We start from the raw sequence: 21,558 nt of genomic DNA, 5'->3' as shown, positions 1-21,558 counted from the left end.
CTCGCAATCCATCCCGTGCCGGCGATATCGCGTGGGCGATCATCGTCCTCGCGCTGACGGTGTTCCTGGTGTGGAAAGTGACGCTTTTCGTGAGCAAGGGCGTCACATGGGGCGAAGTCGGGCACGTCTTCTGGCTGGGCTTGATCACGTTGTTTCGCGTGATGGTGCTGATCGCGATTGCTTCGGTGATCTGGGTTCCGGTCGGCGTGTTGATCGGGTTGCGGCCTGCCTTGGCCAGCAAGATCCAGCCGCTCGCGCAGTTCCTGGCCGCGTTCCCGGCCAACCTGCTGTTCCCGGTGTTTGTCGTGGTGATCGTGAAGTTCAACCTGAACCCGGATATCTGGCTCTCGCCGCTGATCGTGCTCGGCACGCAGTGGTATATCCTTTTCAACGTGATTGCCGGAGCGACGTCGTATCCGAACGATTATCGTGAAGCGGCCACCAATTTCCAGATCAAAGGCTGGCAGTGGTGGCGCCAGGCCATCCTGCCGGGCATTTTCCCGTACTACGTGACCGGCGCGATCACCGCATCGGGCGGCGCGTGGAATGCGAGCATCGTGGCGGAAGCGGTGTCGTGGGGGAATACGAAAGTCGTGGCGCACGGGCTGGGCGCGTATATAGCGCAAAGCACGGCCGACGGCGACTATCCGAAAATCATTCTCGGTATTGCCGTGATGTCGCTCTTCGTCACACTCTTTAACCGGCTCTTGTGGCGGCCGTTGTTCGCTTATTCCGAAGCGCGTCTGCGGCTGGACTGAAGCTGAGGCGTGTCATCGCTCCGGAACGTTCGCCAAACGAGCCAGCGGCCGCACCAATTAAATTCTTGTAATCAGCAACGCGCGAGCGCCTATGTCAACGCAGACGAATACGACACCCCAAACGCCGCCGATCCCGCCGCGCCTCGGCGAGGAAATCCTGCACGTCGAGAACGTCAGTCGCGGCTTCAACAAGACGCAGGGCGAACTGCTCGTGCTCGAAGACGTGAACCTGACGCTCAACGCAGGCGAGATCGTCGGGTTGCTGGGCCGTTCGGGTTCCGGCAAGTCGACGCTGCTGCGGATCATCGCCGGACTGATCGAGCCAACGGGCGGCCAGGTCACCTATATGAACGAGCCGTTGCACGGTCCGGCAAAAGGCGTGGCCATGGTCTTCCAGACCTTCGCGCTGTTTCCGTGGCTAACGGTGCTGCAGAACGTGGAAGCGGGGCTGGAGGCGCAGGGCGTGCCGGCAAAGGTGCGTCGTGAGCGTGCGCTGGCAGCAATCGATCTGATCGGCCTGGACGGTTTCGAGAACGCGTATCCGCGTGAGTTGTCGGGCGGCATGCGCCAGCGTGTGGGTTTTGCACGCGCTTTGGTCGTCGACCCCACGTTGCTGCTCATGGACGAACCGTTCTCCGCACTCGACGTGCTGACCGCCGAAAACTTGCGGACCGACCTGCTCGATCTCTGGACGCAGGGGAAGATGCCGATCAAGTCGGTGCTGATCGTCACGCATAACATCGAGGAAGCGGTGTTCATGTGCGACCGGATCCTCGTGTTGTCGTCGAATCCGGGACGCGTGATGGCTGAAATCCGCGTGCCGTTCAAACATCCTCGCAACCGGCTCGACCCTGCGTTCCGCCGTCTGGTCGACGATATCTACGCCAAGATGACCGCGCGTCAATTCGGCGAAGAGAAGAAGAAGGGCCTGGAACTGAGCAGCTGGCTGCCGCAGGTTTCTACCAACCTGATGGCTGGTCTGATCGAAACGCTTGCTGCCGATCCGTACCACGGCCGCGCCGACATGCCGGAGATCGCACGTTCGCTGCATCTGGAGGTTGACGACCTGTTTCCGGTGGCCGAAGTGCTGCAGCATCTGGGTTTCGCCGACGTGCGTGAGGGCGACATTTTCCTGACTCCGCCGGCGCGCGTGTTCGCCGAATTCGGGACGCAGGAACGCAAGATGATGTTCGCGGAGCATTTGCTGCGGCACGTGCCCCTCGCCGCGCGAATCAAGAAAGTGCTGAACGAGCGGCCGGGGCATCGTGCGCCGCGTGTGCGCTTCGAGCAGGAACTGGAAGATTTTCTCTCCGATAAAGCCGCCGAGGAAACGCTGGACGCGGTGATCAACTGGGGCCGTTACGGCGAGATTTTCTCGTACAACGACCAGACCGAGATTTTCAGCCTGGAAGACGTCGAGTCCTGATGCCCAGAGAGTGAAGAGAGGTTGAAACGCGCTGAGCGGCGCAAAAAAACGCGGCTGATCCGGAAATGGACGCCGCGTTTTTTTTGCGTTCTTCGAGTCGTGTTTTGCGCTGGCGAAGTGTCTTTGAGCGTCGATGCACAGCAACGTACGTCGACCCGCAACCCCTGCCGCAGCCAACGACTACTCAGCCCCTGGCCTACTGCAGATTGCCCCAGCGCGCAACGGCCGGTTCCGCCGATGCCCACTTCCAGCCGCCGCTATCGTCATTGCCCTTGCAGGCCTGCGCGAGGAACCAGTCCTCATGCGCGTCCGGCTTGTCGCCGTCCGCGACCGAGAACGCAAACTCTCGGCAGGTCGCCAGCGCGCTGGTGAACTCACGCAACACGCGCACGTCGCCGTGGCCATTTTCCACCGGCAGCGTGTGTTTCACTCGCCACGGTTTTGTATCGCCGATAGGAAGATCGCCCGCGGTTGTCGCAATGGCGACCTGCTGGTCGCCGTGCAGGCGCTTCATCAGACGCTGGATGGCTTCGTCGGTGGCGGCCTGGACCGCGATACCCACGCCGAAACCAATGGCCGGATTGCTGGTGACGACGCCCGTCGAAACTCCCGCTGCCGCGCCGGCTGCCGCACCGATCGACCCGCAACCGCTGAGGAAAACGCAGCTGGCCGCAACGCCGGCCGCGAGCATCAAACTGAGGCCGGGCTTCATTGCAGCGCACCCCAGCGCGGCGTAGCAGGTTCCGCCGACGCCCACTTCCAGACCTGGCCATCACGGCAGATTGACGCCACATAGAAACCGCTCTCCGCCGGATGATCCTTGTTGGCATCGGTATCGACGGAGAATACGATTTCCTTGCAGTCGAGCGTCCCGGTACTGATGGTCCTGCTCACCGTCACGCGGCCTTTCTCGTCCGGCTCGATAGGCACGCTATGCACCGCGAACCACGGCGCCACAGCGCCAACGGCAAGCGGGCCCGCTGCCCCGGCGATCCTGTCTTGCGTATAGGTATGCATCACGCGCTCGCTGTACTGCACGCCGGCCTTGGCGGCTGCAACGGCGCCAAGGCCAATGCCGGTTGCCACCGCGGCGTTCCGGGTCACGCTGCCCGCAATCGCGGCGCCGGCAATACCGGCGCCTGCCACGGCGCCTTCTCCGTAAAGCGAATTACAACCTGAAAGCGCGGAGCATGCGAGCGCTCCGACCAGAAGCGTTGCCAGTGCGACGACGTTGGGGGGACGCCGGTAAATCGTTTTCTGCATGGTGCTGTACCTTCCTCGCCTTTCTTTATTCTTTCGATAACGGCCACCGGCTTGCTTGTGCGGGCACTGAAGGAACACTAAGCAATCGGAGCGCCCGCGCATTTTGAAGTACGCAGCTAAATGAAGGGCAAAGAAAATTGCAAGAAATTGCAAATGCGGGGAACGTGGTGCGGTAAATGAAACTTACGCGTGACAATCGCAGGCTCGGATGACACGCGATTGAGGTGCGATGAAGTCGATGAGACGCATCAGGACCCATCGACTTCATCGACTTTATTGCGATAGGGCGAGCTAGCTGTCCGCGCCTGTGGAAGTTGAAGAGTCCCCGTCGCCGCCTTCGTTCTCATACGTGCCGAGGCGGTTGTACAGCGTCTTGAGGCTCACGCCGAGCGCCTTGGCGGCGCGACGCTTATCTCCCCCGCAATGCTTGAGCGTGCCGAGGATGATTTGTTTCTGGGCATCGGCGAGCGGCGTGCCGACCCACACGTTCATTGCATCGCCTTGCGTGACTGGTTTTTTAACCCGCGATGCCAGATGCGGATGCGCGATCTCCACGGTCTTCTCAGCGAGGATGAACGCGCGATATACGGTGTTCTTCAATTCGCGCACATTGCCCGGCCATGAGTACGTGCGCAGCATGTCGAGCGCGCGCTTGCTGAAGGACTTGTTCGTCCCTTCTTGCGCATTCATCTCGGCGAGGAAGTGCTGCGCGAGAAATTCACGGTCGGTATCGCGTTCACGCAGAGGCGGCGCGCGCAGCGGAAACACAGCGAGCCGATACATCAGGTCCTCGCGCAAGCCGTTCTCCTTCACCGCCACAATAGGATCGCGATTGGTCGCGGCGATCACTCGGACATCGGAGTGAATCAGGTCATTGCCGCCCACGCGAAAGAACGTGCCTGTCTCCAGTGCACGCAGCAACTTGACTTGTCGAACCGGCGACATCTCGGTCACTTCATCGAGGAACAGCGTGCCGCCGTTTGCATGCTCGAAGTATCCGAGGCGTCCCTGCACCGCGCCCGTGAAGCTGCCTTTTTCGTGGCCGAAGAGTTCGGGCTCGATGAGGTTATCGGGGATCGCGCCGCAATTCACGGCGACGAACGGAGCTTCGCGGCGAGCGCTCTGATCGTGGATCGTGCGGGCAATCAGTTCCTTGCCCGTCCCCGATTCACCGATGATCAACGCGGTGGCATCGGTTGCGGCCACACGCTCGATCTGCGAATAGAGCTCCATCATCACGGGCGATGAACCGTACAGAAGTCCGTACGATTTCAGCCCGGCAATTTCACCTGCGTTGCGTTTTTTCTGCGATGGCGTGTCGCCGGAGGCGACTGCCGGCGAGTCCAGATCGATTGACGCCATGAGTCTTTTGTCCTGCAAATGTTATTCGGGCGACAGCACAGCCGCTGGAGGAAGACGAGGGGGCGGTCACCGCCAGTCGGTTGGCAGGCCCGTTGTGACTGCCGCTCGGGTGGGCGAAGCATCGTTCGACGGGCGCCGGTCCCGTCATTTCGGAGCCCGTGCTTGCATGCGGCTTTATCTCATAAACCGTATTTAACCATCCGTGACGGCTTAGCGCCAATGTGCTTTGCATGGGTTTTGTTCTTTCGTCGTCGTTTCGTTGTCCTTTGCCCCGCAATTAAAACCGCCAATCTCCATACGAATCGGAATCGCAGGCCGTGAGACGGAAAGCTTCACCGATATCGCCCGAAAGTTACTGATGCCGACGTAATTGTTACGCGTCGGACAGCATCGTGAGCTGCGGTGCGTGCACGCAATCTACAATCGTTGCCCTGACGGGATGGACCATTGATCGGGATGGCACGAAACCTGCGCATGGGGTGGCATCTGCAAAACGAAAGGCCGGTTTCCGGCACGAAGCCATGGAAGATTCCCTTCATTTCGACATCCCTGCGCAATCGCGCGTGCGCCCTGTCCGACGGGCTCGCGCGACGCAGCGAGCGGCCGAGCTTCCGGAACTACTGGCCGCCGAACCGATCAACCTTTATCACTGGGCCGCCGTCGGGCTCGTGACTGCGCTGATGTGCGTGGTCATGGCTTGCGCCGCTGGCACGCCGGCGCTCACGCGGGCCGCGAGCGTCACGAGTGTCGTGTTTGCCGCGCTCAGTGGCGTTCTTGTGCTTGGCGCCATGCTCCGCGCGTTGCGACTGCGGCGTCCGGAACATCAGGCGCCACTCACTTCGCGGACACCGTGATGCGGACGCAGAAGCTGCCACGCTCGGCGGCACATTTATCAGATTGTTCTGTCGTATCAGATATTAATGGCAAGGGGTTTCATAACATGAGTCAGACCACAGTCCAGATGTCCCTGGGCAAGCAAAAGATTATCGAAGACATCAAGGTCTTGCTGAACGATTCCGAAGAACTCGTGCGGCTCAGCGCATCGTTGCCCGCGGAAGGTGTGGACGCGCTGCGTACGCGCTTGCGCGATCACGTCGATGCAGCACGCAATGCGCTTGAATCAGCGCAAACCAATGCGCAGGAGCGATATCGCGCCAGTCTCGACGGTACGGTGCAATACACGCGCGACAACCCATGGCAGGCGCTGGGCATTGCTGCGGGCATCGGCTTTCTGGCGGGCATCCTGGTTTCGCGTTAAGCAGTCAGCAATGACCGGTCAGCAACGATCACCGATAACCGCATAACCGCGACAAACGGAGGAATCACAATGGCACGACCCAAACTCGGCTTGTTCAGTGCGTTGTTCGCGATAGGCAGCGTCCTGGCCTGGCGATGGGCGCAAGCACAGCGCGAGGCTTCAAAACGCGGTGCGCGTGAACTTCATCGTTGGGAAGGCGAGGGCGGCAAGGTTGTCACGCCGGCAAGCGCCTCAACCGCGCCCTCGACGGCGCCGGTCAAGCCGTCGAACGGTACGGGCAACGGTGCGCTCGGCGGCACGCCTGACGCGTGGCATTTTCCGCATAGCTGATATTGGTATGGTTTGACGCGGTTCATTGCGCAGTGTCAACGCGTGACCGGAGCATCCGATTCATGCGACCAAGCGGACTATTCGAAACGCACGCCCAGGCGTGCGTTTCATCTTGATAAAGCCTTATAATCGACTGACCCACAGTAATAAGTTCGCTATATGGCAATAATTGCGCGATGCAGTCAGGCGCCATTCGCGAAACCGGAAAGACTTTCATCTTTCGGCGTACTTGAGTTTCTCTCAGTGCCCATTCGGCCTGGCGGCGATCTGCTCTCATGCACCGTCCCAGAGACCCCCGCGACGCTTTCTGCGCCGTGTGACCCTCAACGCTTTGGATAAATTCGAGACGCATGCCACATGTATTGATTGTCGATGACGATCCCAGTACCCGCGAGGCACTAGCCGCGATCATCGGCGAAGACGGACTGACAACAGCGACTGCGGGCGATTTGCGCGAAGCGCGGATTCAGCTTGTGCGCCAGACGCCGGACGTCGTATTCACTGACCTCAAGTTGCCCGATGGTTCGGGCGTCGACCTGTTCGAGGATCTTGATCCCCGATCCGGCGTGGAAATCATTGTCATCACCGGCCACGCGACGGTGGAGTCGGCGGTCAGCGCGCTCAAGATGGGCGCGACGGATTACCTCGTCAAACCAATCAACATGCAGCGCGTCAAGGCGATCCTGAGCCGCCTGCCGCGTCCTGGCGACCTCAAGGCCGAGATCGGCACATTGCGTGGCGAGCTGCGCCGCATGGGCCGCTTTGGCCTGATGCTTGGCAATTCGCCCGCGATGCAAACGGTCTCAGACCAGATCGGCCGCGTGGCGCCTACGGCGGCGTCGGTACTGCTGATCGGTGAATCGGGTACCGGCAAGGAAGTCGCCGCGCAGACGCTTCACGAGTTGAGCCTGCGTCGCAAACATTCGTTTATTGCCGTGAACTGCGGAGCGATCTCGCCGAACCTGATCGAGTCCGAAATGTTCGGGCATGAGCGTGGCTCGTTCACCGGGGCGGATCGTCAGCACAAGGGTTACTTCGAGCGCGCGAATGGCGGCACGCTGTTCCTCGATGAAATCACCGAGATGCCGATCGAATTGCAGGTGAAACTCCTGCGCGTACTCGAGACCGGCATGTTCATGCGGGTAGGGACAACGAAAGAACTCGAGACCGACGTACGCCTGATTGCAGCGACCAATCGCGATCCGGAGCAGGCCGTGCTCGAAGGCAAGTTGCGGCTTGACTTGTATCACCGGCTCAACGTTTTCCCGATCAACCTGCCGCCCTTGCGCGATCGCGGCACGGACGTGGAGTTGCTCGGCCAGGCGTTCCTCGACGAGCTCAATTCACGCTACAACACCAAGAAGACGTTTCCGGCTGCCGTGCGCGACATGCTCGCGTCGTATCCGTGGCCGGGTAATGTGCGCGAGTTGAAAAACTACGTGCAGCGCGCGTACATCATGTCGGGCGCCGAGTCGGATAGCACCGCGACCGTGCCGCTGCAGATCTCGCTGGCGAAGCCATCGGCGGGAACGGCTGTCACGATTCCATTCGGCACCTCGCTTGCCGAGGCGGATCGCCAGTTGATTCTCGCCACGCTCGAGCAATGCGGCGGCGTGAAGACGCGTGCAGCCGAGATCCTTGGCATCAGCCTGAAGACGCTTTACAACCGGCTGGTTGAATATGGCGATGACGCTGCGAACAAAGCGGCGATCAGCGAAGCCAGCGAAGTAGGTGATGCCGACGCTGGCCGCCGGTAGGTTTTAGAGTTCATCGCCGCTGTAGCGGCTGGTAGCGGCCTGGTAACGCGCCGGCTGAGTCAAACGCCCGTCTCATTGGGACTTCGAAAGATGTCCGCTTTGGACGGGCGATTTTCGTTGGTGTGCGCGAATGCAGCGCCGATAATGTCAGAAGGCCCGTGGGTTGAATGCGAAGGCAGTGAGCCCGGGGCATGGCCCTTGCTGTGACTGAAAGGCTTGGCTCGCGGGTGGTTTGTTCCCTTCGCCGCTTGCGTTCGAGCTCGAGAGTCCTTGGCCGGATTGGCCGCTGCGCGCGATCCGAACGAGTGTCATCATCAAAAGATCCAGGGAGCCCGCCATGACCGATCTCGCCTCGCTTCAACGCCAATCCCGAAACCTGTTGCACGTATGGCAAGTGTTGCGTGTTTCACGTGCGCCGCATTTGACGCCCGCGCATTTGATGTCCACGCCCTCGATGACGGCGCCTCTAATTCCCATTCAAGCCCAGACACCGCAGCCGCCTGACCCGCCATTTAATCCCGATACGCCGCCGCCGCCGTCGCCTCAAGAACCCCCGGACACGATTCCCGACCCGACGCGCGAGCCGCCGTCCCCGCCGAGTCAGCCGATCGGCGATCCGCCTCCGGGACCGAACGAAACGCCGCATGTCTCGGGCACGCTGCATTGAGACCGCGGGTTAATCGAGATGAACAGCGTAGAGACCAACAGGGGCGTTGAAGATATTTCATTGCCGCTGTAGGCATTACAACGTATTAGGCAAAAATGACTGAATATAGCTTGCTGAGTCTGGTCGTTCTTGCTGGATTTTGTTGGTAATCCGCCGCCGAACACTTCGCCGACGGCCTTCTTTCTGGAGGCACCCATGAGGCACCCCGCACTCCGCCGTTCAGCACGCCACTCATCCAAGCGAGAGGCGCGGCCTGATCCAGCCAAAATGAATCCACCCGAGGCTGCGGCAGATCCCGCCAATCCGTCGTCGCATGATCCTGCCTCGCAGAACCGCCCTGCACCGGGTGCTCCGCCGGACGGCGACCATAACCAGGGTGGAATTCGGAAGGAAGGGCTCGACTATCAGCGGGATCTCGGGTCGGAGCAAGACGCCTGACCCGGGTTGGGAGCAGCAGAAAAGCAGCCGAATCGCGCAACGCGCCACCATGAAAATTTTCTGCGCGGCGCATGATGGCCGCGTGTTTTCGTTCGTCTGTCACATTTATACACAATTTTTATTTTCCAAATTGTAAAAAAGGCACGTGTCTTGCATTGCTTTGACGATCAATTCGAACGAGCAACGACAACTGATGAGGTGAAGCAGTAATGAGCAGATTGATCGTGGTATCGAATCGTGTCGCGCCGATCCAGGAAGGCAAGCCGGCTGCAGGCGGTTTGGCGATCGGCGTTCTGGACGCGCTGAAGGAGACAGGCGGTGTGTGGTTCGGCTGGAGCGGCGAGATTGTGGGTGAGGCCTCGGCGCCGGTCATCGAGAAGCGTGGCAACGTGACGTATGCGACCGTCGGGCTGACCCGGCGCGATTACGACCAGTACTATCGCGGCTTTTCCAACGCCACGTTGTGGCCGACATTTCACTACCGCAACGACCTGTCGCGATTTGACCGTGAGGAATATGCCGGTTACGCGCGGGTGAACGAGGCGCTGGCTAAACAGCTCAAGCCCCTGCTTGAACCCGACGACATCATCTGGGTGCACGATTACCATCTGCTGCCATTCGCGCAGGAATGCCGGGCGGCGGGCATCACGAATCCCATCGGTTTTTTCCTGCATATCCCGTTTCCCGTGCCCGAGATCCTGCGGACGGTGCCGCCGCACGAGGAGTTGATCAAGGCGATGTGCAGCTACGACATCGTCGGTTTCCAGACTGAGTCAGACAAGCAGTCGTTTGTCGATTACATCGAGCGTGGGCAGTTGGGGCATTTGAGTGAAGACGGGATGCTGCAGGCGCATGGGCGGATGTTGAAGGTTGGGGCTTATCCGATCGGCATTTATCCGGACGCCATTGCAAAGGTCGCCGAGCAGTTTTCGAATCGCAAGCCGGTGAAAAGCCTGCGCGACAGTCTGCGCGGGCGTAAGTTGATCATGAGCGTGGATCGGCTCGATTATTCGAAAGGGCTTGCCGAGCGTTTCCAGGCATTCGAACGTTTGCTGCTGCACGCGCCGGGATGGCACGGGCGGGTATCGATGGTGCAGATTGCACCGCCAACGCGTTCGGACGTCCAGACATACCAGCGCATCCGCCAAAACCTCGAAGGCGAAGCCGGGCGCATCAACGGCCGTTTTGCGCAGCTCGACTGGACGCCGATCCAGTATCTCAACCGCAAGTACGACCGCAGTTTGCTGATGGCGTTGTTCCGTTTGTCGCAGGTTGGGTATGTCACGCCGTTGCGCGACGGGATGAATCTGGTGGCGAAGGAATATGTGGCGTCGCAGGATCCGGCTGACCCGGGTGCGCTCGTGCTATCACAGTTTGCCGGCGCGGCGGACCAGTTGCCAGGCGCCCTGGTCGTCAATCCGTTCGACCTGTCGCAGATGTCCGAAGCGTTGGAGCGGGCGTTGTCGATGCCTCTCGCTGAGCGGCAGGCGCGTCATACGGACATGATGGCGCCGTTGCGCGAGAACAACCTGTCGGTGTGGCGCGACTCGTTCCTGACCGATCTGCGCAGCGTGGCAACGGCTGCATCGGTCACGAAGAAAGCCGTGCGGCAGGTGACCGAGGCGAAACGCCCGGCGCGCGTGGCGAGCTGATATCGATTAAAACCGTCAGATGAATCCAGCCCCGCGCCGGGAAACGCCGCGGGGCTTTTTGTTGGCGGAGCCCATGCCAGCGGAACGGGACTTGCGTCGCAGAAGAGACGTTCATCAGGAGGTAATCATGAGTGGAAGCACATTGGATCCGGAGGAAGAAGGTGGCGTTGAAGTTGGCAAGGGGCATGGGACCGGCGCATTGGGCCCAAGCGATTCATCCGATAGCGGCTCGGACGTGCAGGGCGAGAAGCGTTATCCAGGCGATATCGAGGACGAACTCGACGCGCACGCCGTCGGCCAGTCCGCTGCCGAACTGAACAGCGACACTGACCGGTATGGAACGGGCGAGATGGCGTCGGCCGATGGTGACAACAATCTGCAAGTCGACTCGGACATCCTGCCGGACGGCGTGGAAGACGAGACGCGGGCGATAGACGACGAAACCGCCGACCCGGCCAGCGGCGAAGAGCCCGGGGACGAAGACCTTTAGCCCCACGCCAAGCGCTGCAAAACGGCGCGCCCGTCAGGGCGCGCCGTTTTGCATTCAAAGAAAATAGTAAGAAATACTAAGCAAGCCGACGTAAAGCCCAGCGCCAATTCGCTTACCACGGCCAAACCTCAAATCCGCGCTACCATCGCAAAAAGCAAAACTTGCGGGAGCGCCCAGCCTTGAACACAGCAGCAAAAGACCAAAGACTGAAGTCCTTCTGGTCGTGGATCCAGGACCCCATCGTCCAGTGGTCGCAGGACCACGGACTGATGTTCTCGGCGGCGATCGCGTTTTTTGCGGCTTTCTCGCTGGCGCCGACACTGGTGATCATCATCGCCGTGGCGAGCGTCTTCTTCGGCGCGGATGCGGTCCAGGGGCGTCTGTTCGGCGAAATCGCCGGGATAGTGGGTGCGGACGCCGCGCACGGCCTTGAAGCAATTGTCGCCAACGCCTGGCATGCCGACATTGCGACGCGCACGGCGATCTTGTCAGGGGTGGGCGTGCTGGTTGGCGCCTCGGCGACATTTTCGTCGCTCTACACCGCGCTCAACGTGATCTGGCCTGCGCCCGTCGCGGGCACCCGGGCCAGCATCATTGCCATTCTGCGGGTCCGCGCGATCTCCTTTGCATTCGTCCTGGGCGCGGCCTTGCTGATTGTTGCGTTGCTCGTACTCGATGCCCTCGTGGTCCTGGTCGGTCAATGGGTGCTGGGCTCGAGCGGGCCGTCCTTCCTGATCGCGGCGCTAGCGCAGCGAGCCATTTCTCTGCTCATGATGATGCTGGCCTTCGCGGTGCTGCTCAAATTCCTGCCGAGCGCACGCATGCAATGGCGCGATGCTGCGCTCGGTGCGTTGACCGCCGCGGTGTTGTTCGAAGCAGGAAAACGGCTCTTCGCGTTCTATCTGCAGCATGCCGGCACGGCGAATACTTTCGGTGCGGCCGGGTCGCTCGCGATCATCCTGATGTGGTTGTACTACTCGGCGGCGGTGTTCCTGCTGGGCGCGGAAGTGTCGGCAATGGTCGCGCGCAGACGTACGCAGCGAGCCTCCGGCTGGCGATAAAAAAAGCCCCTCGAAATATCCGAGGGGCGTTCTTTCAGCTTGTTCTTTCAGCTTATTCTTTCAGCATGTGTTTTCAGCCTGCAAGCTGCATGGTTTGCTTCAACCGCGGCGTAACTCCGCTGGCGGTACCTTCATCAAATGGCGATACTTCGCCACCGTCCGGCGCGCCACGATCACACCCTGGTCTGCAAGCATCTTGGCGAGGCTTACATCGGACAGCGGGTCGCTGCTGCTCTCCTTCGCGATCATTTCCTTCAGCAGGGCTCGCACGGCAGCGGCTGAACAAGTACCGCCGCTTTCAGTGCTGAGTTCGCGCGGGAAGAAGTGCTTGAACTCGAAAATGCCTCGCGGAGTGGACATGTACTTGTTGCCCGTCGCGCGGGAGATGGTGGACTCGTGGAGTTCGAGTTCGTCGGCAACATCGCGCAGTACCAGCGGTTTCAACGCGATTTCGCCGTAGTCGAAGAATGCCTTCTGATGCGACACGATACATTCCGCCACGCGCTGGATCGTCGTAAAGCGCTGCTGTGCGTTGCGGATCAGCCAGCGCGCTTCCTGTAGCTGCTGAGCGAGCGGCGAGCGGCTTGCACCCGCGGACTGCGCGAACAACTCGGCATACATGCGATGAATGCGGGCGCGAGGCAGCACTGCGGGGTTGATCGTCACTACCCAGTTCTTCTTCACCTGACGCACGATCACGTCGGGCACTACATAGTTATCTTCCGCCGCGCCATAGTTCGCGCCCGGCTTGGGGTCGAGCTTGCGCACAAGCGCACAGGCTATGCGCAGTTCTTCCGCGCTGCAGCCAATCTTCTTCTGCAACTCCGCTTGCTCACGGCGAGCCAAGCGCTCGAGATGATGCGTGACAATCTCGAGTGCGACTTCGCGTCCCGGAGTTTCCGCATCCAGCGCGTCGAGTTGCAACGACAAACATTCGGACAAGTTACGCGCGCCCACACCCGGCTTGTCGAGCGATTGCACGAGCTTCAAAGCAATATTCAACTCATCCTCGGACAACGCCGGCTCTATATCCACGAGCTCCGACAATTCCTGCAGATCCTGACGCAGATACCCGTCGTCATCGAGCGCTTCGATGATGAGCTGAGCCACTGCCCGGTCGCGGTCATTGATGGGATAAAGCCGCAACGTGTCGTGCAGCGTTTCATGCAGCGAAGGTTCAATGCGAACCCAGTCCGCCGGGTCGGAGCCTTCACCATCGCCATTATTACGCGTCGATGTCCGGCCGAACGGATCGGACGAGTACTCGCTCATCGAGTCTTCGTGCGACTGCGCGTCGCTGCTGTCCGATGTGTCGGAGCTACTCTCGGCACTCATAGGAGCATCGACGGGCGTGTTCTGATCAACGGGCGCAGGCGTGTCGGCCATCGAGTTGCCGTTGTCGGTGGACAGCGCGTTGTCTTCTGCTTGCGTCTCGTCGTACTCGAGGAACGGGTTCGTATCAAGCGCGTTGCGCAGCTCCTGCTGAAACTCAAGCGATGAAAGTTGCAGCAGACGAACCGATTGCTGAAGGCGCGGCGTAAGCGCAAGACTTTGCTTGGCGCGTAGTTCGAGAGAAGGCGGCATTGCGTGTTGTTCCTTAACGTTAGGACTTTCGTGGGTCCTTAAGAGCAACAGTCGTGCCATGCGCGCTGCAGAGCGCATGAGCGCTAGATTTCAATACGATTTTCATGCGCTGGCGGCGACTCCAGCCATTTGTTCAGACGGCAGATACGCGCACTTTTTACACACGCACGGGCAAAAGCACTGCGGGTATGAAGAGGCGCTTAACGTCTCATGTGGCGGGTAAACATCGCATGGACAAAACCACGGGTAAGCGTTGCCGCACACGGATTCAAGGCTCTTTTGAAGGTTACATTTTCCGATTGCAGCGGCTGGTCCGGCACGCTCCTTGCGTCTGACGTATCACTACTCGTGGCGTCTTGGCGCTGCCGGGTATGAAAACGAGCGGGGCTTTGCAGCAAAAAAGCTGCGGCCGTACGAGGCGGCCTGGCTCAAATAAGACAGCGGTAACGCCGCAGTTTTTTTAAATCAACTAGAAGGAGCGTAAAGATGAAATCGACCCAAATCCTGAAGGCAGCCGGAAGTATTGCGTGTGTCGTGTTTGCGCTTAACGTCAGCGCACAAGCTGCCACGACGGCGACAGGCGCCTCCACGTCGATTGGTACAAAGGTCGATGACTCCGCAATCACGACGAAGGTGAAGGCGGAATTGCTGGGCGCGAAGAACGTGAAGTCCACGCATATTCACGTGAAGACGCATGCTGGCGTTGTGTCGCTGACGGGTACGGTGCCGTCGGCTGAAGACAAGAGCGGCGCGGAAGACGTGGTCTCGAAGGTGGACGGCGTGGCATCGGTGCGCAACCACCTGAAGATCGCAGAGTAAAAGTTAGTTGGTCCAAGACGGGCAGCGTGCTCGCTGCCCGTCTTGTTTTTATCTGGTTAGTCGCGATGTGGTTGTTCGTCGTAATTGATAAGAAGTCCGAATATATGTGGTCCGGATGCAATTCACTCAATAAGGACCTGGTCTTCGCTCAATCGATGAACCAGTTCCCCAGGGAAAGGAGATTTCCATGAATCAAACGAAAAAATTTGCGTTGCTCGGTGCGTTGGCTCTGGTGTTCTCAGGTCCGGTATTGGCTCAATCAGCCGGGGGCTCGTCAGGTGGGCCGACGGCCGGCGCGGGAGCGAGCGAGGTAGGTGGGCATGCAGGAGCTACCGCGGCGCCCACAGAAGGCGGCATGGCCGCTTCCGGGAGCATGGGCATGAGCAAGAAGGGCACACACGGAACGACGCTGCACAAGCAGAACAAGGCGGCACATCTTCGCGGCGCGTCGGCAGCAGCGGCGGCATCGGCGCTGGGCACCAACGACAAGGGCTCGCCGCAGTAAGACGCGTTGCGTGATTGTGCGTGCGACAGGAACCCGCCGGCTGCGGCAGCAGCTGGCGGGTTTTTCTCGTGTGCGTCGTAAGTTTAATGAAGATAAAAACACAGGATGTCGAAGGTTGATTCGAATTTATAAACGCGAATGCAAAAAAGCCGGCGCACCTTTCGGCGCGCCGGCTTGACTTCAGCATGCAACCATTGATTACGGCTTGGCAGCAGCGTACTGGTCCCGCAGATCGCGAATACGGTCGTGGTTTTCGATTACGCCTTGGTATTGGCGCTCAACCACGGCGCGCACATCCGCCGGCAGTTCCTTGTCTAACGCGTCACGATAGTTTTTCTTTGCAACATCTTCCCCACGCTCGCATTCCTCGAGGATCGCGTGATCGCTGCGGTGAGTCACGGCCGACTTGATGTCGACCCAGCCGCGATGTAACGCTCCACCGACAGTTCCGCCAGTTTGCGGTTTTCCGCCCAGCCGCTGGACCACATCCTGCAACTCGTTAGCCCCGCGTGCACAGTCCTCAGCACGGCCTGTAAACAGCTGCTTCAGGGTTGCGTCCTTCGTATCTTCGGCGGCCTTGCGGAAGCCCTTTTCGCCGTCCTTCGACGTTTCAACCAGATCGTTCAGAACCGATACGACGTTTGTGCTCATATGAACCTCCTGTGAGTGATCGAAGATGGCCCGCGGTCCTCTGAATTCCTGGATCGCGGTCCAAAGGAGAGATGCAATGGCCGTGCCCGATACTCGCGCGTTCTAAACGCGGAGGGTGGGGCAGTTTGGGTTTGAGAAATAGCGGAAAGAGCAGAGAAAATAGCGTCCGGTATGTGGCACGCGCATTGCTCCAAGACTGCCAAAAGTGAATCCCGGAGAAGCAATGACCGTTAGTACCCGCGAGTGTCTGGTGTTCGTTGCGATCGTCACATCCGCGATCGTGCTGCAGGTGCGTCAACATAATATGGATGAGAGCCTCGTGGCCACGCCTGTGCGATCGACGCATGAAGGCCTCTGCAATCCGGCGGTGTCAGCATTGAGAAGCGGGCCCCTGCGCGCGAGTTGTGAACCGGCGAACGACGTGCAAGGTAAAAGCGTCCAGCCGAAGGTAAGGGTTCAAGTGTGGGTGTAATTCGTAGTTTTCCGAAACATACAAAGTAAATGAGGCCACTCACGGAGCGGCCTCCATTTACGTTAACTTCAAAGCTATCTAACCCTACGCACGCGGTTCCGCGAATTCGCGAACCGGCTCCGGCGGCTTGACCGGATCGAAGTCGGCCCAGCGGCCATTGCGCCACTGACCCGATGCGCGCTCAACTTCCTTGCCACCCGCATCACGAAGAATGGCTGCTGCTTGCGCCTGCATTTCCGGGCTCACATGAACCGCGACGACAACGCCGGAATGCCTCGCATCGAGGGCATTAGACGAACCATGATTCTCGGTGGTGGTCGAATCGGCGGCCGGGCGCTTGCCAGACCGCGCATGCGCCATTGCACCAGCCAGCGATCCAACATAAGCGCCCGCCCCGGCAGCAAGCACTGCAGCCAGCCAAGGTGTTTTGAACAACACGAAAATGCCTGCCCCGACGATCGCGCCGATCGCCGCGCCGATCGTGGCACCTTTGCCCGCTCCCTTGCCTGCCTCCTTCGCACCTGCGTCGGCGTAGTGGTCGCCGCCCGTCTCAAGCCGAGCGTGCTGGCCGCTGGGGGCGACATAAAAGAGCGTCACATCCTCTTCGAGAAATCCGGCCGAGAACAGACGTTGGGCTGCGGCTTCGGCATTAGGAAAGGTTTGAAACCGTCCTGCAATGATCAGGGACATGAGGACCTCCGGGAAACGTTTGTTTCAATTAACCGCTTCGATAAACCGATGACGGACGAAGCGCGCGGTCACTCCGGTTCCATGCCCGCCACGCGGAACAATCCGCTACGTAATACGACGCTTTCTCCACCATTGCTGTCAAGCGCTTCGGCGCAAACCGAGCGGATTCTTGCGCGACCCCGTTCGAACGCCTGGAGCAAGTCGTCTTCCCGTGCGGAAGCGGCGCCGAAATGATCCTCTAGCGCTTCAGCGGAGATGGAACATACGACCGGCTGGGCATCGATCAGCGCGGTGAAATGAAGCGCGTAGTCGTCGCCGTCGTAGGTGGGCACGGCATCCGAAAACTGGATATGCATGGTCGAGTCCTCATAGGCCGGCCGGGGTTGCGGAAAGGACGAAGGGGCGAGCGAAACGAAGGTGGCCGTCATGATGTCACGCCCTTGAGCTTGGCGAGCTGCTGCGCCATTGCATAGTGATGCTTGATGATTGGCAGCGCTTTAGCGGCAACATTCTTGAGTTGCGTGTTACCGCCGGATTGGCTTTCGGTGCTAAAGACGGCGACTGCTTTCCGATGTCCGTCCACAGCCACCTTTGCGATGTAAGCCTTGTCGAAGTCTGTGCCGTGCAACGACTCCAGGCTTCCCGTCACGGACGCATCCGCGCTCGGCGCCGCCGTGATGCCTTGCCGCTTCGCAACAATATCGAGGTTACGCGCGAGGCGCGTGTGATCCGCGATCATCCGTTGCGCAAAGCTCTTGACCTCTTCATCCGATGAATTCGTCAACGCCAGCTTGCTTGCTGCAATTTCTGTTGCGCCCGCAGTGCCCGCGTCCTGCACAAACTGCTGATCGGCCGGTGATAATTTGGATTGGGAAGGGCTGGCGGCATTCTCATTAGCCGCCACAGATGTCGCCGCCCCGTCCGATCCCGCGTTGCCGTTTTGCGCACTTGCGGTCATCGATATCAGACTGGCGCCCAAAAGCAGCACGGCAATCGCGCCAGCGCTAGCACTGCGCCGAGATGATCGCGGCGCGTTCCCGGGATACAAAGCGTTCAGGCCGTGGCGAGCATTCGTCGGCATCGATTTCGTCATTCGGTTCTCCCTGGCCAATCGAAAACAATCTGGATTCCGGCGACGCTCAAGCTGCTTTCTTTCGCTCGCTGAGCGCTTCGATGATCACTTTGTTGAACGCGGGCAGATCGTCGGGCTTGCGACTCGTGATGAGATTCCGGTCGCGATGCACTTCTTCATCGACCCAAGTGCCGCCGGCATTGCGGATATCGTCTTGCAGCGTCGGCCAGCTCGTCAGCGTGCGGCCCGAAACGATGCCCGCGGAGATCGGCAGCCAGCCGCCGTGGCAGATCACGGCGATGGGTTTGCCGTCCGTATCGAACTGCTTCACGATGTTTTGCGCCTTTGCATCGACGCGGATTGCATCGCCGTTTACGACGCCGCCCGGCAACACGACTGCGTCGTAATCAGATACACGCGTCTGGTCGAATGTAGCGTCGACGTTGACCTTGTCGCCCTTGTCGGTGTGCACGAAACCCTGGATCTGTCCTGGCTTTTGCGAGATCACATGGACTTGGGCGCCGGCGGCCTTCAGCGCCTTTTGCGGTTCGACTAGTTCGGCTTGTTCGAAGCCATCGACAGCAAGAATTGCTACCTTGTAACCAGCGAGGGAATCAGCCATGAAATAAGCTCCTTAGTGCATTGAACGAACCGGCTCCGGGCTACGGAGCCACGTTCGTTCAATTCAGCAAAGGGTGTGCCTACAAAGCTGCTAACTTCAGGCCGCCGCAGGCGTCTCGCTACGCGAAATGCGCATCAGACTGACCATGGCTGCTGCGGCTGCAAAGCCCGCCGCGACGACCAGCGTAATGGTCGTGCCGTGCTGCGGCGCAATGCCAAAGATCAGTGCAACGAGTGCCGCACCGAGTGTCTGTCCGGAGAGCCGCGCGGTGCCGAGCATGCCGCTTGCGCCGCCGCTGCGATGACGCGGCGCCGACGACAGCATCTGGCGATTGTTGGGCGACTGGAACAAACCGAAGCCCAGGCCGCATACGGCCATGCGCCACGCGATGTCAACAGGCGCGGGATGTGCTCCGGTCGTTGCGAGCAGCAGCAAGCCGGCGGTCATGATGGCTAGCCCGATGCCGCCGAGCACCCCCGCCGAATATCGGTCGGACAGCATGCCGGCGAGCGGCGCAATGAATACGATCACCAGCGGCCACGGTGTCATCAGGAAACCAGTCAGGACCTGGCTCATGCCAAAGGTGTTCTGCAACAGGAAAGGCAGCGAGACGAAGGTCAGCATCTGCGCGGTGAACGAGCAGAAAGACGTGAGGATCGACAGTGCGAACACCGGGATTCGGAGCAGGTCGATAGGCAAAAGCGGCGCGGCTTGCGTCAGTTGCCGCCGCACGAAAAAGTATCCAATGATGCCGGCGACGAGAAACTCGGCGAGCACATATGAACGATGTTCGCCGTGACCGAGCCCGTCGATCGCCGTGATCGCGAGGCCGAACACCGCTGCGTTCATCAGCGCGCTGAGATAGTCGTAGGGTTGGCGGTGTCCAGGCGTGCGTGGCAATGCTTTCCTGCCGAGCGCGTACGCCGCGATGCCGATCGGCACGTTGATCGCAAAGAGCCACGGCCACGTTGCGATGGCCAGAACGCCGGAAGCAATCGTGGGCCCTATGACCGACGAGATCGCCACCACGGAAGCGTTGATGCTGACGCCGCGCCCCAGATGCTCACTGGGATAGATCATGCGCACCAGGGCCGTGTTGACGCTCATGATGCCCGCTGCGCCGAACCCTTGTATTACCCGCGCAATGGCAAGCGCCGTCAGCGACCCGGAAAGCGCGCAGCCGAACGACGCAATGGTGAACAGAGCGAGTCCGGACATGTACACCCGCCGGTAACCGATCCGGTCGCCGAGCGAGGCGAGCGGCAGCAACGAGACCGTAATGGCGAGCTGATACGCGTTGACCACCCAGATAGAGTCGGCAGGACTGGCGTGCAGGTTGCGGGCAATGGTAGGAAGGGCGACGTTGGCAATGGCGCCGTCGAGCACTGCGAGGGTGATGCCGAGCGCCACGACCAGAATGGCCCAATAGCGCTGGGGAAGAGGAAGACCTTGGTCTGCGTCCATCGATAGGGAAGAAGGGAAGCGGAAGGGGAGCGCCGAAGTGTAAGGCTCGCGCCTTTCAGACCGGTTACTTGAAACCGTGTGCAAAACGCGCAGAGCGGCGCGCACCCGGCAAGTCGGTGCGCGCCGCCTCGTGGTCCGGCGCTTATTTCAGTGTCTTATTTCAATTGACCTATTTCAACTGATACAGGCCGGTATAGGTCGCCGAATCGATTTCATTCAGATGCACCATGAAACGCGCGACGGCATTGGTTGCGGAGACGTCGAGCGACAGGTGATCCGCGTTCAGCGCATGGATCCGGAAAATATACCGGTGTGGTTTGTCGCCGCGCGGCGGCGCAGCGCCGCCGAAACCGACCGTGCCATAGTCGTTGCGCATTTGCAGCGCGCCGGCAGGCAGCAGGCTGCCGTCGGCTTTGCCGGCGTTCTGCGGCAGCGAGCGGGTGTCGACCGGAATGTTCACCACGATCCAATGCCAGAAGCCGCTGCCGGTGGGCGCGTCGGGGTCGTAGACAGTGAGCGCGAGGCTTTTGGCTTCGGGCGGCACGCCGTCCCATTGCAGCGCGGGCGAGAGATTTTCGCCGTCTACGCCGAATGCTTGCTGATCGAACTCATGATTCTTCGAAAGATATCCGTTGGCCGCGAATTCATCGGACCAGATGCGAAAGTCAGCCATGGCAACGTGTCTCCTTTGACGGGTTTAAAGGGTTTTGATTTCCCAGCACCAGCCGGCACCGGCCGGCGTTCAGCCATTCGCGCGGGCGTGTGGAGGCCGCAACGCATGCGGCCGTTCATCGCCTTCGTGCAGCAACCATGCCTGAAGTCCCTCATTGTTGCTCAAGGCCGCAGCCTGTGCGTCCTCCTGGTTATTTCCTTTCCAGCTTTTTTCCGCCACGTCTGCGCATAAAATGGCGGAACCGGATCATATCAAGCTCGATTAGTGGAAAAGGATGGACATGCCGAACAACCAGGGGCGCGTTTTGCAGAGTGTGGCGACGGCATCGACGACGGGATTGACGACTGGACCGAATGCACCGGCGGACGATGCCGATATGTTCGATCTCGCGCCTGTGTCGCTGTGGCTCGAGGATTTCAGCGCCGTACGCGAGGTGTTTGAAGGCTGGCGCGCGCAGGGCGTTGCCGACCTGCGCACTTTTCTGCATGAAGACCTGGCGCGGATTGTCGAATGCTCGTCGCGCATCCGGGTGATCAAGGTCAAC

25 protein-coding genes and 1 pseudogene are annotated in these 21,558 nt (G+C 60.1%); 15 read left to right on the top strand and 11 right to left on the bottom strand.

The features are described 5' to 3' along the window. Together JWR14_RS18500 and JWR14_RS18495 are read left to right on the top strand one after the other, a co-directional pair. Positions 1-758, top strand: a 758-nt coding sequence (locus tag JWR14_RS18500) for an ABC transporter permease subunit (protein WP_299709587.1), incomplete at its 5' end; no start/stop codon positions are given. A 91-nt stretch (positions 759-849) separates the two neighbouring features. After that, a complete protein-coding gene (locus tag JWR14_RS18495) occupies positions 850-2,184 on the top strand; it encodes a nitrate/sulfonate/bicarbonate ABC transporter ATP-binding protein (RefSeq protein ID WP_299709585.1) in 1,335 nt (444 codons plus the stop codon). A gap of 196 nt (positions 2,185-2,380) precedes the next feature. On the opposite strand, the gene JWR14_RS18490 is transcribed toward JWR14_RS18495, so the two are convergent. The 3 genes from JWR14_RS18490 to JWR14_RS18480 form a co-directional block, all read right to left on the bottom strand. Next, the gene (locus JWR14_RS18490; RefSeq protein ID WP_299709583.1) at positions 2,381-2,896 is read right to left on the bottom strand and encodes a hypothetical protein; all 516 of its coding nucleotides are present in this window, start codon (positions 2,894-2,896) and stop codon (positions 2,381-2,383) included. Continuing rightward, entirely contained in the window at positions 2,893-3,447 is a 555-nt protein-coding gene (locus tag JWR14_RS18485) for a hypothetical protein (RefSeq protein WP_299709581.1), read from the bottom strand. Before JWR14_RS18485 ends, JWR14_RS18490 begins: the two co-directional genes overlap by 4 nt. A 291-nt stretch (positions 3,448-3,738) precedes the next feature. After that, positions 3,739-4,809, bottom strand: a complete 1,071-nt coding sequence (locus JWR14_RS18480) for a sigma-54 dependent transcriptional regulator (protein WP_299709579.1) — start codon at positions 4,807-4,809, stop codon at positions 3,739-3,741. 521 nt (positions 4,810-5,330) lie between these two features. Between JWR14_RS18480 and JWR14_RS18475 the strand changes: the two genes are divergently transcribed. From JWR14_RS18475 to JWR14_RS18435, 9 genes are all read left to right on the top strand, one after another. Beyond that, positions 5,331-5,663, top strand: a complete 333-nt coding sequence (locus JWR14_RS18475; RefSeq protein WP_299709577.1) for a hypothetical protein — start codon at positions 5,331-5,333, stop codon at positions 5,661-5,663. Positions 5,664-5,749: 86 nt separating this feature from the next. Continuing rightward, complete coding sequence (locus tag JWR14_RS18470; protein WP_299709575.1) at positions 5,750-6,067, top strand: DUF883 family protein; 318 nt, start codon at positions 5,750-5,752, stop codon at positions 6,065-6,067. A gap of 69 nt (positions 6,068-6,136) precedes the next feature. Continuing rightward, positions 6,137-6,397 (top strand): hypothetical protein, encoded by a 261-nt coding sequence (locus JWR14_RS18465; protein ID WP_299709573.1) that lies wholly within the window; start codon positions 6,137-6,139, stop codon positions 6,395-6,397. A 350-nt stretch (positions 6,398-6,747) separates the two neighbouring features. After that, positions 6,748-8,154 (top strand): sigma-54 dependent transcriptional regulator, encoded by a 1,407-nt coding sequence (locus tag JWR14_RS18460; protein ID WP_299709571.1) that lies wholly within the window; start codon positions 6,748-6,750, stop codon positions 8,152-8,154. Positions 8,155-8,491: 337 nt separating this feature from the next. After that, complete coding sequence (locus JWR14_RS38605) at positions 8,492-8,821, top strand: hypothetical protein (RefSeq protein ID WP_366144570.1); 330 nt, start codon at positions 8,492-8,494, stop codon at positions 8,819-8,821. Between the two features lie 195 nt (positions 8,822-9,016). Continuing rightward, a complete protein-coding gene (locus JWR14_RS18450; protein WP_299709569.1) occupies positions 9,017-9,259 on the top strand; it encodes a hypothetical protein in 243 nt (80 codons plus the stop codon). 209 nt (positions 9,260-9,468) lie between these two features. Next, positions 9,469-10,911: an alpha,alpha-trehalose-phosphate synthase (UDP-forming) gene (gene otsA, locus JWR14_RS18445; protein WP_299709567.1), complete on the top strand. Its 1,443-nt coding sequence runs from the start codon at positions 9,469-9,471 to the stop codon at positions 10,909-10,911. A gap of 124 nt (positions 10,912-11,035) precedes the next feature. Continuing rightward, positions 11,036-11,401: a chemotaxis protein gene (locus tag JWR14_RS18440; protein WP_299709593.1), complete on the top strand. Its 366-nt coding sequence runs from the start codon at positions 11,036-11,038 to the stop codon at positions 11,399-11,401. 179 nt (positions 11,402-11,580) lie between these two features. After that, entirely contained in the window at positions 11,581-12,462 is an 882-nt protein-coding gene (locus tag JWR14_RS18435; protein WP_299709565.1) for a YihY/virulence factor BrkB family protein, read from the top strand. A gap of 99 nt (positions 12,463-12,561) precedes the next feature. Here JWR14_RS18435 and JWR14_RS18430 read toward each other — a convergent pair whose 3' ends face one another. Further along, complete coding sequence (locus JWR14_RS18430) at positions 12,562-14,046, bottom strand: RNA polymerase factor sigma-54 (RefSeq protein ID WP_299709562.1); 1,485 nt, start codon at positions 14,044-14,046, stop codon at positions 12,562-12,564. Positions 14,047-14,532: 486 nt separating this feature from the next. Between JWR14_RS18430 and JWR14_RS18425 the strand changes: the two genes are divergently transcribed. Together JWR14_RS18425 and JWR14_RS18420 are read left to right on the top strand one after the other, a co-directional pair. Continuing rightward, the gene (locus tag JWR14_RS18425) at positions 14,533-14,865 is read left to right on the top strand and encodes a BON domain-containing protein (RefSeq protein WP_299709561.1); all 333 of its coding nucleotides are present in this window, start codon (positions 14,533-14,535) and stop codon (positions 14,863-14,865) included. Positions 14,866-15,052: 187 nt separating this feature from the next. Continuing rightward, positions 15,053-15,370, top strand: coding sequence for a hypothetical protein (locus tag JWR14_RS18420; protein ID WP_299709559.1), 318 nt, complete (start codon positions 15,053-15,055; stop codon positions 15,368-15,370). Positions 15,371-15,568: 198 nt separating this feature from the next. Here the strand turns inward: JWR14_RS18420 and JWR14_RS18415 are convergent, their stop codons facing one another. Further along, on the bottom strand, positions 15,569-16,021 hold the full coding sequence (locus tag JWR14_RS18415; RefSeq protein WP_299709557.1) for a PA2169 family four-helix-bundle protein: 453 nt from the start codon (positions 16,019-16,021) through the stop codon (positions 15,569-15,571). A 223-nt stretch (positions 16,022-16,244) separates the two neighbouring features. Between JWR14_RS18415 and JWR14_RS18410 the strand changes: the two genes are divergently transcribed. Continuing rightward, a complete protein-coding gene (locus JWR14_RS18410; protein WP_299709555.1) occupies positions 16,245-16,493 on the top strand; it encodes a hypothetical protein in 249 nt (82 codons plus the stop codon). An 84-nt stretch (positions 16,494-16,577) separates the two neighbouring features. Here JWR14_RS18410 and JWR14_RS18405 read toward each other — a convergent pair whose 3' ends face one another. The 6 genes from JWR14_RS18405 to JWR14_RS18380 all read right to left on the bottom strand — a co-directional run bounded on the left by JWR14_RS18405 (position 16,578) and on the right by JWR14_RS18380 (position 21,014). Then, positions 16,578-17,183 carry a hypothetical protein gene (locus tag JWR14_RS18405; protein ID WP_299709553.1) on the bottom strand — a complete coding sequence of 202 codons (606 nt, stop codon included), beginning with the start codon at positions 17,181-17,183 and terminating at the stop codon, positions 16,578-16,580. Between the two features lie 68 nt (positions 17,184-17,251). After that, positions 17,252-17,611, bottom strand: a complete 360-nt coding sequence (locus JWR14_RS18400) for a DUF1488 domain-containing protein (RefSeq protein ID WP_366144569.1) — start codon at positions 17,609-17,611, stop codon at positions 17,252-17,254. Continuing rightward, positions 17,608-18,276, bottom strand: coding sequence for a DUF4142 domain-containing protein (locus JWR14_RS18395; protein WP_366144568.1), 669 nt, complete (start codon positions 18,274-18,276; stop codon positions 17,608-17,610). The genes JWR14_RS18400 and JWR14_RS18395 overlap by 4 nt, the downstream gene beginning before the upstream one ends. A gap of 46 nt (positions 18,277-18,322) precedes the next feature. Beyond that, positions 18,323-18,877, bottom strand: a complete 555-nt coding sequence (locus JWR14_RS18390; protein ID WP_299709552.1) for a type 1 glutamine amidotransferase domain-containing protein — start codon at positions 18,875-18,877, stop codon at positions 18,323-18,325. A 96-nt stretch (positions 18,878-18,973) separates the two neighbouring features. Further along, on the bottom strand, positions 18,974-20,341 hold the full coding sequence (locus JWR14_RS18385) for an MFS transporter (protein ID WP_299709549.1): 1,368 nt from the start codon (positions 20,339-20,341) through the stop codon (positions 18,974-18,976). 169 nt (positions 20,342-20,510) lie between these two features. Next, positions 20,511-21,014: a YbhB/YbcL family Raf kinase inhibitor-like protein gene (locus JWR14_RS18380; RefSeq protein ID WP_299709547.1), complete on the bottom strand. Its 504-nt coding sequence runs from the start codon at positions 21,012-21,014 to the stop codon at positions 20,511-20,513. A gap of 280 nt (positions 21,015-21,294) precedes the next feature. Here JWR14_RS18380 and JWR14_RS18375 point away from each other — a divergent pair. After that, positions 21,295-21,558, top strand: a pseudogene (locus tag JWR14_RS18375) (hypothetical protein); the annotation flags it as partial.

The sequence above is a fragment of the Caballeronia sp. genome (genome assembly GCF_028292365.1).
Taxonomy (GTDB): domain Bacteria; phylum Pseudomonadota; class Gammaproteobacteria; order Burkholderiales; family Burkholderiaceae; genus Caballeronia.
The sequence above is the reverse complement of the archived record's forward strand: the minus strand, read 5'-3'. Positions and strand labels throughout refer to the sequence as shown.